The 13,529-nt window shown below is 54.1% G+C and carries 15 protein-coding genes; 14 read left to right on the top strand and 1 reads right to left on the bottom strand.

Annotation, left to right across the window (positions count from 1 at the left end):
- Positions 1-65 precede the first annotated feature (65 nt).
- A complete protein-coding gene (locus HMPREF9412_RS13615; RefSeq protein WP_009592187.1) occupies positions 66-1,139 on the bottom strand; it encodes a M42 family metallopeptidase in 1,074 nt (357 codons plus the stop codon).
- Between the two features lie 557 nt (positions 1,140-1,696).
- Between HMPREF9412_RS13615 and spoVAC the strand changes: the two genes are divergently transcribed.
- The 14 genes from spoVAC to HMPREF9412_RS13545 all read left to right on the top strand — a co-directional run.
- Positions 1,697-2,185: a stage V sporulation protein AC gene (gene spoVAC / locus HMPREF9412_RS13610; RefSeq protein ID WP_015734151.1), complete on the top strand. Its 489-nt coding sequence runs from the start codon at positions 1,697-1,699 to the stop codon at positions 2,183-2,185.
- Positions 2,186-2,192: 7 nt separating this feature from the next.
- Positions 2,193-3,206, top strand: a complete 1,014-nt coding sequence (spoVAD, locus tag HMPREF9412_RS13605; protein WP_009592199.1) for a stage V sporulation protein AD — start codon at positions 2,193-2,195, stop codon at positions 3,204-3,206.
- A 4-nt stretch (positions 3,207-3,210) separates the two neighbouring features.
- The gene (spoVAE, locus tag HMPREF9412_RS13600; RefSeq protein ID WP_015734153.1) at positions 3,211-3,561 is read left to right on the top strand and encodes a stage V sporulation protein AE; all 351 of its coding nucleotides are present in this window, start codon (positions 3,211-3,213) and stop codon (positions 3,559-3,561) included.
- A gap of 178 nt (positions 3,562-3,739) precedes the next feature.
- Positions 3,740-4,696 carry an AAA family ATPase gene (locus HMPREF9412_RS13595; protein ID WP_009592163.1) on the top strand — a complete coding sequence of 319 codons (957 nt, stop codon included), beginning with the start codon at positions 3,740-3,742 and terminating at the stop codon, positions 4,694-4,696.
- Between the two features lie 2 nt (positions 4,697-4,698).
- Positions 4,699-5,946, top strand: coding sequence for a DUF58 domain-containing protein (locus HMPREF9412_RS13590; protein WP_009592159.1), 1,248 nt, complete (start codon positions 4,699-4,701; stop codon positions 5,944-5,946).
- On the top strand, positions 5,943-8,183 hold the full coding sequence (locus tag HMPREF9412_RS13585; RefSeq protein WP_009592208.1) for a DUF4129 domain-containing transglutaminase family protein: 2,241 nt from the start codon (positions 5,943-5,945) through the stop codon (positions 8,181-8,183). Before HMPREF9412_RS13590 ends, HMPREF9412_RS13585 begins: the two co-directional genes overlap by 4 nt.
- Before the next feature lie 236 nt (positions 8,184-8,419).
- Positions 8,420-8,950 carry a YqeG family HAD IIIA-type phosphatase gene (locus HMPREF9412_RS13580; RefSeq protein ID WP_009592142.1) on the top strand — a complete coding sequence of 177 codons (531 nt, stop codon included), beginning with the start codon at positions 8,420-8,422 and terminating at the stop codon, positions 8,948-8,950.
- The gene (gene yqeH, locus HMPREF9412_RS13575) at positions 8,947-10,074 is read left to right on the top strand and encodes a ribosome biogenesis GTPase YqeH (RefSeq protein ID WP_009592182.1); all 1,128 of its coding nucleotides are present in this window, start codon (positions 8,947-8,949) and stop codon (positions 10,072-10,074) included. Before HMPREF9412_RS13580 ends, yqeH begins: the two co-directional genes overlap by 4 nt.
- Before the next feature lie 53 nt (positions 10,075-10,127).
- Positions 10,128-10,994 carry a shikimate dehydrogenase gene (locus HMPREF9412_RS13570; RefSeq protein WP_036672184.1) on the top strand — a complete coding sequence of 289 codons (867 nt, stop codon included), beginning with the start codon at positions 10,128-10,130 and terminating at the stop codon, positions 10,992-10,994.
- A gap of 100 nt (positions 10,995-11,094) precedes the next feature.
- Positions 11,095-11,385 (top strand): ribosome assembly RNA-binding protein YhbY, encoded by a 291-nt coding sequence (yhbY, locus tag HMPREF9412_RS13565; protein ID WP_009592173.1) that lies wholly within the window; start codon positions 11,095-11,097, stop codon positions 11,383-11,385.
- Between the two features lie 64 nt (positions 11,386-11,449).
- On the top strand, positions 11,450-12,040 hold the full coding sequence (locus HMPREF9412_RS13560; RefSeq protein WP_009592186.1) for a nicotinate-nucleotide adenylyltransferase: 591 nt from the start codon (positions 11,450-11,452) through the stop codon (positions 12,038-12,040).
- On the top strand, positions 12,024-12,602 hold the full coding sequence (yqeK, locus tag HMPREF9412_RS13555) for a bis(5'-nucleosyl)-tetraphosphatase (symmetrical) YqeK (RefSeq protein ID WP_009592200.1): 579 nt from the start codon (positions 12,024-12,026) through the stop codon (positions 12,600-12,602). Before HMPREF9412_RS13560 ends, yqeK begins: the two co-directional genes overlap by 17 nt.
- On the top strand, positions 12,599-12,946 hold the full coding sequence (gene rsfS, locus HMPREF9412_RS13550) for a ribosome silencing factor (RefSeq protein WP_009592160.1): 348 nt from the start codon (positions 12,599-12,601) through the stop codon (positions 12,944-12,946). The genes yqeK and rsfS overlap by 4 nt, the downstream gene beginning before the upstream one ends.
- The coding region (locus tag HMPREF9412_RS13545; RefSeq protein WP_009592189.1) for a S1-like domain-containing RNA-binding protein at positions 12,943-13,529 on the top strand (587 nt) is incomplete at its 3' end. The genes rsfS and HMPREF9412_RS13545, both read left to right, overlap by 4 nt.

The raw sequence follows: 13,529 nt of genomic DNA, 5'->3' as shown, positions 1-13,529 counted from the left end.
AGAAAAAAGGGTATCCCGCAGTCTGTTCAAGACCTGCAGGATACCCTTTTCCATTCCCGTTTGGCTTATGCGCGGTCCAGTATCGTCTGGAGCGTCGTGCGGTCCAAGCCTTTCACGAGCTTGATCAGAAGCTCTTTGGCTGCCTCGTAGTCGTCCGTATGGATGATGGACGAAGAGGTGTGGATGTATCGGGAGCAAATGCCGATGATGGTGGACGGAACGCCGATGCCGCTTAAATGCACTTGGCCAGCGTCCGTGCCGCCCGGCGACACAAAGTATTGGTATTTGATTTTGTTTGTCTCTGCCGTATCCTGAACGTACTCGACCATGCCGCGATGGGTCAGCATCGTCGGATCGAAGATGCGAAGCAGCGCGCCTTGACCCAATTGGCCGAACTGGCTCTTGTCGCCCATCATGTCGTTCGCTGCGCTGGCGTCCAGACCGAAGAAAATATCCGGCTGAATCAGGTTTGCCGAAGTACGGGCTCCGCGAAGGCCCAGCTCCTCCTGCACGGTCGCACCGGCGTATACCGTGTTGGGAAGCTTCTCGCCATGGAGCGCCTGGACCAGCTCGATGGCAAGGCCTACGCCGTAGCGGTTATCCCATGCCTTGGCCATGATTTTTTTCGGATTGGCGAGCGGCGTGAATTCGCAGATCGGAACGACTTGCAGGCCGGGACGAATGCCGAACGACTCCGCTTCGGCCTTGTTGTCGGCGCCGATATCGATATACATCGTTTTGATGTCGACCGGTTTGCTTCGCTGCGCTTCATCCAGCAGATGCGTAGGAATGGAGCCGACAACCCCGACGACCGGGCCGTTGTCCGTGATGATCTGCAGGCGCTGGGCAAGCACGGCTTGGCTCCACCAGCCGCCGAGCGGCTGGAAACGAACCATGCCCGCTTCGGTAATGCCGGTTACCATGAAGCCGACTTCATCCATGTGCCCGGCCACCATGACTTTCGGACCTTCATCGTTACCGCGAAGGACGGCGAACAAACTGCCCAGCCGATCCTGCACGAACTCATCTGTATATGGAGAGAGGGCATCCTTCACCCAAGAACGGAGTTCCCTCTCAAAGCCCGGTGCAGCAGGGAATTCCGTTAATGTGCGGAATAATTCCAGTGTTGATTCATTCATGACGAAATCGCTCCTTTAGAAAAGGTATGTAAGAGTTTTTCCTTTTCTAGTATGCCCCCATATATCCGAAAAGTCTACAAAGCCGGCTTCGTCAGGCTGCATTATATAAATGTAACTGGAACAAGCACCCCCTATCCTGGACGGGAATACGATATAGAAAAACATGTGGATGTTTGTTGTCAGCGGGAAGGGGCAGAATATGAACCGCCATGGGATTGATGGATACGACTATCATGCCGAAGTCCGAGAACTTCTGCTCATTATGGTCTTGTTCATCCTACTCGTCATTTTATTGAAATACATTCTTGTATAACGCCCGGCTCCAAACGAATCAAGTCAGCGAGTTTGAATTTCAGCTTTCAGGATGCTCCTGGAAGCTGATTTTCGCGTTGACGTCACTATGACCGGACAAGCCATGATGCTAGGCGAGAAGGATGATTTTCCAAACATAAAGGGAGATCATTCAAAGCATAATGATATGTGAGTGATATCCATAGCGGCTTTTCAGTGTTTGTTCAAGGGATTCCATACTTAACCAATTGCGGAGGTGTATTGAAATGTCAGGCTCCAACCAAAAGCCTAAGTCTGATATCACCACAATGAGCTCGGCGGAATATCAGACGATTGCCAAAAAGCATGAGCCTCCCCGCGCCGTGCTTAAAAATTGCTTGCGCGCTTTTTTGGTGGGAGGCCTCATCTGTTTGATCGGCCAATGCATTCAGCGTTTTTTTATGTCCGTATTCGATATGAGCACCACCGAAGCGAGCAATCCTACGGTCGCCGTATTGATCATCCTCTCCGTCATTCTGACGAGCTTCGGCGTATATGACAAAATCGCGCAATGGGCCGGAGCGGGCAGCGCCGTGCCGGTCACGGGGTTTGCCAACTCCATGTGTTCCGCTGCGCTTGAACATCGTGCAGAGGGATTGGTCCTCGGGGTCGGAGCCAGCATGTTTAAGCTGGCGGGCTCCGTGATCGTATTTGGTACCGTGGCTGCGTTCATTATCGGTATCATTTACGCTATTTTCGGCATCGAGGGGAGGTAACGCGATCATGAAGGTGATCGGTCAAACATGGCAGTTCGAGAACAAACCCGTCATCATCGGCACGGGAACGATCGTTGGGCCTGAAGAAGGGGAAGGTCCGCTGGCTAACGATTTCGACTATGTCTACGACAATATCGAGATCAACGAAAAAACATGGGAAAAGGCGGAACGGAAGCTGCTGGAGGACGCGTCGAGAAAAGCCGTCGAAAAGGCGGGCATCAAGGAAGACCAGCTGCAGTTTTTCGTGGGCGGGGATTTGATGAACCAGATCATCAGCAGTTCGTTTGCCGCCAGACAGATGGGCGTGCCGTATATCGGCGTGTTCGGTGCTTGCTCCACATCGATGGAGAGCCTTGCGGTCGCCTCCATGCTCGTCGATTCGGGTGGAGCCCAGTATGTCATGGCTGGTACGGCCAGCCATAACTGTACCGTCGAGAAGCAGTTCCGGTATCCGACGGAATACGGATCGCAGAAACCGCCTTATGCGCAATATACGATCACGGGAGCAGGCTGCTCCGTCGTTTCGGACAAGGGAGACGGACCTGCCGTGACGTATGCCACCATCGGCAAGGTGGTCGATCTGGGTATCAAGGATCCGTTCAACATGGGGGCGGCGATGGCTCCGGCGGCGGCCGACACGATCACGAAGCACTTTAAGGACACGGGCCGGCAGGCAAAGGATTATGATCTGATCGTCACGGGCGACCTGGCCTCGGTCGGGCTTCCCATTGCGAAGGACCTCCTACAGCAGAATGATGTCATCATGGACGGCACGGTATTTGCCGATTGCGGCTTAATGATCTACGACATGGAAAAACAGAAATACGTCAATGCAGGGGGCAGCGGCTGCGGCTGCTCGGCGGTTGTCACCTACGGCCATATTTTGAAACGGATGCGCAAAGGCGAATTGAAAAAAGTGCTGGTCGTTGCTACCGGCGCCTTGCTGTCGCCCCTTTCTTACCAGCAGGGTGAGAGCATTCCGTGTATCGCTCACGCCGTAGCCTTAGAGATGGGAGGATAACATGATGCAGTTTTTATGGGCGTTTATTATTGGCGGATTGATTTGCGTCATTGGGCAAATCATGATGGACGTTATTAAACTGACGCCGGCGCATACGATGAGTACGCTGGTGGTTGCAGGGGCCATCGCGGACGGCTTCGGATTATACGAGCCGCTGGTGAAATTCGCGGGAGCGGGAGCCTCCGTGCCGATCACGAGCTTTGGCAACTCGCTTGTGCACGGTGCGTTGACGGAGCTGGGGAGGGACGGCTGGATCGGGGTCGTGACGGGGATATTCGAAGTAACCAGCGCGGGGATATCCTCGGCGATCATTTTCTCCTTCCTGGCAGCGCTGTTCGTTCGCCCGAAGGGATAACATCTTGAACATCCAGAAGCAAAAGATCTCGGCTTTATGCCGGGGTCTTTTTTTTCTGCCTAAAAGGCCTGTAAGAAGGAGAACAACCAAAATATCTCTACGAATGTACTCCGGGACTTCGATCATGTACAATAGTACTAAATTAAGTATTTATTCCCTTACAGGAGGTTAGTCATACATGCCCGTAAGCCAAGAATCCATGAAAATCATTACCTCGGTACGAACCAATCTGGAGTCGTGCCTGCTAGGCAAAGAATTTGAGATCCAATTGCTCCTTACGGCGCTGCTCGCTGGCGGACATGTACTGATCGAAGATGTGCCCGGCACGGGAAAGACCCAGCTGATCAAAGCACTAGCGAAATCCATGCAGGGGGATTACCGCCGCATTCAATGCAACCCGGATATCCTCCCGAGTGATATAACAGGCGTTTCCGTATTCCACCCTCGAGATGAAATGTTTTACTTCCGGCCAGGTCCGGTCATGACCAATATTTTGCTGGCGGACGAAATCAACCGGGCCACAACCAAAACGCAGTCGGCCCTGCTGGAAGTGATGGAGGAGCGCAGCGTAACGGTGGACGGGGCTACCCACGAACTCCCGCATCCTTTCATGCTGTGCGCGACCCAGAACCCGATTGATTTTGAAGGCACCTATATGCTTCCGGAAGCGCAGCTGGACCGGTTCATGCTGAAGCTGAGCCTGGGTTACCCTGATGCCGCCACGGAGAAGCAGCTGATGTACCGTTCGCGCGACGGGCAACTGTCGGACAAGCTTCAGCCCGTGACGCATATGGATAAAATTTCATCCATTCAGCGCGAGATTCGCGAGGTATTCATCGGTGAGCCTGTTGCCGATTACCTGCTGAATATCACCCGCTCGACCCGTGAGCACCCTTCCGTTATGCTGGGCGCAAGTCCACGGGCCACCCTGTCCTTCATGAATGCGGTTAAAGCCTATGCCTTCCTGCAAGAGCGGGATTACGTTCTGCCAGATGACGTGAAGACGCTTGCTCCCTACGTACTTTCGCACCGGATCATGCTGCGTCCGGAAGCCAGGCTCGACAATGCGAGTCCGGAGTCGGTGCTTGAGTTTATACTCCGTCAGGTTAAAGTGCCTGTTCAGATGGGGAGATAGGCATGCGCCGCGCAGTTTCGTTATTTTTGAATGGCATGCAGCCGTCCAGACTGGCAGCGGTATTGGCGGTATGGTGCCTGTGTCTTTTGTATGTTCTATTCCAGGGAGGGAAAACCTCGCTCATGCTCTTCTCCATGGTCAGCCTTCTGACGGTCTATCTGATCGGCGCGGGTTTTGGCGGGGTCAATCGCGTCAAAGCGCACCGGGTCGTCCTTGGGGGAACGGAGCGCGGTGGAGAACAGCTTCATGCCGGCGAGCAGGTGCGCGTTAAGCTCGAGGTCCATGTCCCGGGGTTGCTGCCGATGCCCTATATGATCGTGCGTGAAGTGCTGCAGAGGCATAACGGCGACTCCTGGTCCTTTGAAGACAGCGTCATTCCGAATCTCCGGGGGGCAGGCAAGCTTGTATTCCAGACTCCTCCGCTCGAACGCGGGCGATATGTTTTTTCCAAGACGGAATGCATAAGCGAAGATATCTTCGGATTGATGGAGCATAAGGGACGCATCGAGGTTCAAACGGATTTCCGCGTTCTGCCGAGAACCATTTATATTCCGAAGTGGCAGCGGAACATACGGAACTCCAGATTGGGCGGGACGCAAACCACGGTGTCGGCTTCAAGGCGGGAAACCACGCAGATTAACGGCGTCCGCGATTATGTATATGGAGACCGGATCTCCCGGATTCACTGGAATGCAACGGCGAAGACCGGCTCTTGGAAATCGAAGGAATTCGAGCATGAGTCCTTCCCCCGAACGATGATCGTTCTGGATTGCGCCGCCGACGGATACGACAATGCCCAGCAATTCGAGCTTGCCGTATCGGCAGCCGCTTCGCTGATCGAATACGGGGCCAAGGAGCATGCGGGGACGGGGCTGTTCACGGCTGCCCAGGAAGCCCAGATGTTCGCTCCGGCCGATCACGCCGGGGAACGGATGCGCATGATTCAGCATCTGGTTGACGTGGATTATAACCGGAAGAGCAAGCTGATTGCGTCCCTTGAGAAATCCTATCGCCATTTCCCAAAAGGAGCCTTGTTCCTGCTGATCAGCCCGATGAGCGGCAAAGAGGCTTCAGAGATCATGCGCTGGGTGGAGACCAGGGGGATGAACCCTTGCTTCTTGCAAATCGCTCCTTCCAATGAAACGACAAAACGCGATGAATCGATTTCGCTCCTGCAATCCCGGGGGATCTCAAGTTATTCGGTTGCTTCCCTCGACGAGCTTCCGGCTGCGCTGGGAGGTGGTGCATGATGAAGTTATGGCTGGACAAACTATCGACGACCTTCTTCAGCACGTTAACGATGCTGTGGATCTGGATTATGGGGATGCAGTGGGTATCCTTCACGGAAACGATATGGCTGTCGGAAACGACCGCGATCGTTATCGCGGCTTTAACCATTACGGCGGTTACCGAAGCGCTGCTGCCGATCAAGCGGGGTTACCGAGTGGTGCTCCAGTTTCTATTGATCCTGTATTGCGTATACAGTTTGCTGAAAACTTCCGGCAATCCGGTTCCTGTCTTCGGAGCGGAAGGTTTCCTGACCGAGGAACTCCTGTATCTCTTTCCTTATTTATGGTTTGCTATCGCTGCTTGGGCCATGTTCCTCTTTCTTGCCCGCTGGGCCAAAACCAAGGGACGCGTGCTTCTGGTAGTCGGGATCCACGTCATCAGTTTTGCCATTTTGGATTCCTTCACGAAAATCGTGCTGTGGGATGAGATTGCTTGGGTTGTCGGGGCCGGAATGGGCTGGCTCGTATCCAGCCATTTCAACCGGTTCCGTAGACGCTTTCCTCAAGGATGGGTCAATCTATCGAAGTATCCGTTTAAGATTATTGCCAATATTCTGGTCATTTTTTCATTGATTATCGTGGCCGGCGTGAACATGCCCCACGTGAAGCCGACGCTGACCGATCCTTATACGGCCTGGAGAGAGTGGAACGGGGTGCCGTTATCCGGCGTCGGCACATCGGGGACCGGAACCCTTATCGAGTCGGCGTCCGAAAGCATGTCCGGTTACGGAAGAGAGGATAACGATCTTGGCGGCGGTTTTAATTTTGATTATTCGCCGGTGATGTCGATCACCTCGGAAGAACGCAGCTATTGGCGCGGCGAAACCAGAGCCGTATACTCGGGCACGGGCTGGGCTGACGGAGCCAGCAGCCGTCGATCCGGGACGGGAGTCGACATCGGTGACCCCTTGCCGGAGGAAGCCGGCACATCCGTACCTACCAAAAAGCTGGAACAATCGGTAACGATGCTGAGCGACACGGTGTATCCGGTATTGTTCGGGGCCTACAGCGTTCGTCAGCTGGATAGCCTGGATGAGGACATCGATCCGGACCGTCTCAGCTGGGTGAACGAAGGCGCGGAGATGCATCTGGACGACGTTCGCGATGCGGACTATCCGAAGAGTTATACCATAACGTCCGAAGTTCCCGTCATCCCGATCGATGAACTGAGCGCCAGAACGTATGATGAGCTGTACACCGGCTCGTTCGACGAAGCTTATGTCCAGATGCCGAGAAATTTCCCGGACCGCGTATCGGATCTGGCCGAAGAAATTACGGCGGACGGTAACACGCCGTATGAGAAGGTCATGCTTTTGCAACAATATTTAACGAGCAACTATACCTATACCAACACCCCTGACCTTACGCTCAAAAAGAGCGACGATTTCGTAGATGCCTTTTTGTTTGAAATCATGGAAGGGTATTGCGATTACTTCTCTACGTCCATGGTGATGATGACTCGGTCGCTGGATATTCCTGCACGCTGGGTCAAGGGTTACGCCCCCGGCAGGATGACGGCTTCGGAATACGTTCCGGTCAACGGCCAAACCTCGATCGAGCCTGATAACTATACCGTCACGAACGCCGACGCTCATTCCTGGGTTGAAGTATACTTCGGCGAGTACGGCTGGGTTCCGATCGAAGCGACTCCGGGATTCAGCATGCCGATTCTAACGGCCGACGCCGAGGCTGAGCCCGTCATCGAGGAGGAAGTCGAAGAGGAAGAGAAGGCCGAGGACGAGGTAACTCCTGCCCAAACTTCTGATAATCCATCATCCGGATGGGTTAAAGTCATAGTAACGGCAGCGGTGGTTGTCATCGTGCTGTGGATTCTGTATATCTTGTGGAGAATGCGCATCAGCCTGCGCTTCGCCGGGGCACGGATTCGGGCAGGCAAGCCGCTGACGGCAGCGGATAAGGTGATTGCCGAGACGGAACGCTGGATCCGTTCCGTGCAGCGCAAGGGATTGGTAAGGCAGGAACATGAAACCCTCCGTGAATCGGTTCGCCGCTGGGCACATGCACATCCTGAGCTGGAAGCAGAGCTGAGGCCGCTGCTGCAGCAGTTCGAGGCTGCCCGTTACAGCCCTGCGGAAGTGAAGGAAGAGCAGTGGCGCTCGGTCCAACATGATGCCGAGAAGCTGAAGAAGTCCGTCAAGAAGGTCCGCGTTGTGCCGGACAAACGTCTATCAACGTAATCCAAGAAGACAGACCGCGTCATCAGTGGTTGTTCTTGCGATATCAGGATAGCTTGATATGAATACGTTCTGATATCGGTCATTTCAAGACCGCCCGGTCCGCTTCGACGGCTGCCGGGTGGTCTTTTTGCTGGTAAAGATTGCAATCCGGAAAGAAGGAAGGCACCGGCCGTGATTATTTTTACTAAGGAACCGGAATATGGTATAGTTTTTCGTATGAAATTGAGGTGACGAATTTGTTTGAAATGTTAATTCCAAAGCTCCGTGTCAACACGGTTTTTGATATTAACCTGGAGGAATTATATGAGCAGGGGTATCGTGGAATCATTACCGATTTGGACAATACCCTTGTTGGGGCCAAGGCGCCGCTGGCCACGCCGGAATTGGTCGTTTGGTTCAAAAGAGTGAAGGAGATCGGTTTCCAGCTCATCATCGTCTCGAATAATCAGCTCGAGCGCGTATCTAAATTCGCGACGCCGCTGGACATCCAGTATGTGCATGAAGCCCGCAAGCCAAGCAATACTCCGTTTCGCAAAGCGATGAAAATGATGGAGCTTACTCCGGAGAAAACGGTTGTTGTCGGCGACCAGATGCTGACCGACGTATACGGCGGGAATCGGCTCGGCTTGTATACGGTTCTGGTTATGCCAATCGCCATCAACGATGAAGGATGGTTTACCCGCCTTGTCAATCGTCGGGTGGAACGCATCGCCTTGACCCGTTTGCGCAAAAAAGGATTATGGATGGAGGAGGAACCGAAATCATGACGTTGCCTACAGGCGGAGATGACATCAAGAAGTGCAGCGGCTGCGGCATACAGCTTCAGAGCGCTGCACAGGACAAGCCGGGCTATTTGCCGGAGAAGGCTTGGGACCGCGACCCGGTGATTTGCCAGCGCTGTTTCCGTATCAAGAATTACAACGAGGCTTCTTCGGTCGCCGTAGACCAGGATGAATTTTTACGGCTGCTCGGACAGATCGGCGGCAAGAATGCGCTGGTCATTCACATCGTGGATCTTTTCGATTTTGAAGGAAGCCTGATTTCAGGGCTGCAGCGGTTTGTCGGCAACAATCCGGTGATTCTGGCGGTTAACAAAACCGATCTTCTGCCGAAGGTGACCAATTGGAACAAGGTTCTGAATTGGGTGCAGAAGCAGTGCAAGGAGCATGGCCTGAGAACGGAAGAGATCGTGCTCTGCAGCGCGAAGAAGAACCAAGGCTTTGAGCGGCTGCTGGAGACGGTTGCGCATTACAGGGGCGACCGGGACGTCTACGTGGTCGGCGCCACGAACGTGGGGAAATCCAGCTTGATCAATCGCCTGATCCGCGACTACAGCGATCTGGACCAGGAGCTGACCGTTTCCCGTTATCCCGGAACGACGCTCGATATGGTCAATATTCCGCTGGATGACGGCCGGTATATTATTGATACGCCGGGCATTGTGTACCCATGGCGCTACAGCGAACTCGTGAGCCGTGAGGATCTGGGGACGGTCATGCCGGAGAATCCGCTGAAGCCGATGGTATACCAGCTGAACGAAGGGCAGACCCTCTTCTTCGGCGGTTTCGCCCGCTTTGATTTTCTGCAAGGGGAGCATCAATCCTTTACTTGTTTCATCAGCGGCCGGCTCGGCATTCATCGGACCAAGCTGGAACGGGCGGATTCGCTATTTGCGGAGCATGCCGGGGAGCTGCTGTCCCCGCCGACCAAGGAACGGCTTGAAGAGCTTCCGGAATGGACGAGACACGAAATCCGTATTCCTAAAGGTGCGCGTCAAGACGTGTTTATCTCGGGAATCGGCTGGATCAAGATCAACGGTGAGCATGGAGCGCTTGTAGCGGTTCATGTACCTAAAGGAATCAAAGTCCTGTCGCGTCCATCCCTGATATAAGTGATATATCCCCATGGTAACCGTCCGGCTATCATGGGAGAGGCAGAGGAGAAATGAAAGTGAATCCAATGAACGAGCGTGATTATTTGCTCCTTGGCGTAATGGGGGATCCGATCGGCCACTCGAAATCGCCGGCCATGCATGATGCGGCGATTAACGCCCTGGGTTTGTCAGGAGCGTACGTCCCCCTTCATATTCGTCCGCAGGGCTTGGGCGACGCCATCCAGGCCGTCAAAGCACTGGGATTTCGAGGGGTGAACGTAACGATCCCGCACAAGGTGGAAGTCATGAAGTATTTGGACGTCGTCGATGAAGGGGCGCAGCGCATCGGTGCCGTGAACACCATCGTCAATGACAACGGCAAATTGACGGGTTACAATACGGACGGCATCGGATATGTTCGTTCATTAAAAGATGAAGCCTGTCCCGACCTGAAGGGAAAGCGCATCGTTGTCATCGGTGCGGGCGGCGCCGCAAGAGGCATCATCTATGCCCTCATCGGCGAAGGGCCCGAGAAGATATCCATTGTAAATCGGACGTCCGCCAAAGCATTGGCGCTTGCCGAGGAGTGGAGCTCGCTTGCGGACTTGAGAGGGTACGGAGAGGAAGATGCCGGAGAGGCGTTGTCGGATGCCGATGTAATCATTAACACGACCTCGGTGGGCATGTTTCCCCGGATTTCGGAGCTTCCCATTCCGCCGGAGTCCATACGTGAAGGGATCGTTGTCAGCGATTTGATCTACAATCCGTTGAAGACCGAGCTGCTGCGGCAAGGGGAGCTTCGGCGATGCACCATACACGGCGGGCTTGGAATGTTCATTAATCAAGGCGCCTATGCATTCGAATATTGGACGGGTCTGACGGCACCCGTGCAGGCCATGAAGGAAGCCGTTCTGACCAGCTTCCAATCCGAGGCTTAATATCTTTGTTTATTGATTAATGCTTATGCAAAAGCTACAATATAGCTTTCGACAAGCGCCAGGTTTTAATAATTGAATGTTTAAGGAGTAATGACCAAGCATGTTAACAGGAAAGCAAAAACGACATTTACGCTCGCTCGCCCATCATCTGGATCCGCTGTTCCAGGTAGGCAAGGGAGGCAGCAACGAGCATCTGATCCGTCATATCTCCGAGGCGATCGAGAAGCGGGAACTCATGAAGGTATCCGTGCTCAACAACTGTCTTGAAGACCCGCGCGAAATCGCCCAGGAGCTTGCTGAAGGAGCCGGAGCCGAGCTGGTGCAGGTTATCGGCAAGACGATCGTGCTTTATAAAGAATCGAAAGACCACAAAACCATCGAGCTGCCGTAAGGGAGCCGGACGGCTCCAACTTAGCGGATATTAATAACTCTCTTATTAGGGGAGGTGAACCCGGATGAAGGTAGGGATAATGGGCGGAACCTTCGATCCCATTCATATCGGGCATATGCTCGCAGCGGAATGCGCGCGGGACGCTTACGATCTGGAAGAGGTGTGGTTTATGCCAAGCCACATCCCGCCGCACAAGGAAGATGCCGGCGTAACGGGCCTGATGAGGCTGGAGATGACGGCTGAAGCCGTAGCCGACCATCCGTCTTTTCGTACGTTGGATTGGGAATTGAAACGCGGCGGCGTCTCCTACACGGTAGATACGGTCAGAGAGCTGCGCGATGCGTACCCCGAGCATGACTTCTACTTCATTATCGGTGCGGATATGGTTGCGTATCTTCCCAAGTGGAACCGGATCGGCGAACTGGCGGAAATGCTGACTTTTATCGGGCTTAACCGTCCCGGAACCAAACTATCGGTGGATGATCTGCCTGATTTTCTGCAAAAGGCGGTTGTCACGGCTGAGATGCCGCTGATCGAAATCTCCTCCACCATCATTCGGAGCCGAGCGGCATCAGGTTCGTCCATCCGTTATATGGTGCCGGACCGAGTATACGATTATATTGTTAGGAGCGGTATTTATGGATTACAGCCGTGATGAACTCATAGAAGCCGTATCCTCCCAGATGCCGGCCAAGCGCTGGGAGCACACCAAAGGCGTCATGGAAACCGCGGTCATCCTTGCCGGCAGGTTCGGAGCCGACCCGGTTAAGGCCGAATTGGCCGCTATCCTGCATGACGTGGCCAAATACTGGCCCGTGCAAAAGCTTCATCAGATGATGGTGGAGCATAAGCTCTCCGACGAGCTGCTCCATTACGACAAACAGCTTTGGCATGCTGAAGTCGGGGCATTCGTAGCGGAGCACGAATATGGCGTAACGGATGCCGAAGTGCTTGACGCCATCCGGTACCATACGTCGGGGCGCATCGGCATGACGCTCCTTGACAAGGTGGTCTGCCTGGCGGATTATATGGAACCGGGGCGGGATTTCCCCGGCGTGAATAATATTCGCGAACTGGCCAACCATAGCCTTGAAGAGGCGCTTGCAGCCGGTTTTGATTCGACGATTGGATATCTGCTCTCGCGCAGACAAATCATTTTTCCGTTGACGGTGCTAGCCCGCAACGATCTAATTAAGCAATTGGAGGCGAATTCATGACGTTGAAACCGAATGAATTGTTAAATGTGGCCGTAGCTGCCGCTGAAGATAAAAAAGCGATGGATATCGTGGTCCTGGATCTCAGAGGGATTTCCCTGATCGCCGACTATTTTGTCATTTGCCACGGTAACTCGGATACCCAGGTTCAAGCGATCGCAACCGAGGTCCGCAAACGGGCTCATGACGAGGGCGTGGCATTGCGCGGACTGGAAGGAATGGACGCTGCCCGTTGGGTGCTGATGGACCTTGGCGACGTGATCGTTCATATTTTCCACCGCGATGAGCGGGAATACTACAACATCGAGCGTCTGTGGTCGGATGCCAAAGTGGTGGAGAACGTATGAGTCTGATTGCCGGCACATTAACGAAACTCGTTGTATCCAGGGAAGTGTCCCCTTACGGTTATTTTCTGGATGGCGGAGATCGGGATGTGCTTCTTCACTATTCGGAGCTTACGGGTAAAATCGAGCCGGGGGATACGATAGAGGTCTTTATATTCTTCGATACGGAAGACCGCCTGGCCGCAACGATGAAGAAGCCGTACCTAACACTGGGCGAAACGGCGAAGCTTGAAGTGGCCGACGTCCATCCGCGCCTCGGCTGTTTCCTCGAGATGGGACTTGGCAGGCAGCTGTTGCTTCCGATCCGGGAATTGCCGGAGCTGCGGGAGCTTCACCCGCAAGTGGGAGACCACGTGTTTGTGATCATGGAGCATGATAAGCAAGGCCGGCTGCGAGCGAAACTCGCCGGAGAACAAGAGCTTGCTCCGCTTGCGTTCCATGCGCCGGATTCGTGGAGGGGCCAATGGTTCACTGCCCTGGTGTATAAACCGCTCCAGATGGGCACGTTTGTCATCATCGACGGCGGCGTGGTCGGCTTCGGCGCGATCGGCATGATCCATTCCTCGGAACGGACGCGTATGCTGCG

Source organism: Paenibacillus sp. HGF5 (assembly GCF_000204455.1).
Taxonomy (GTDB): Bacteria; Bacillota; Bacilli; order Paenibacillales; family Paenibacillaceae; genus Paenibacillus_AQ; species Paenibacillus_AQ lautus_A.
The sequence above is the reverse complement of the archived record's forward strand: the minus strand, read 5'-3'. Positions and strand labels throughout refer to the sequence as shown.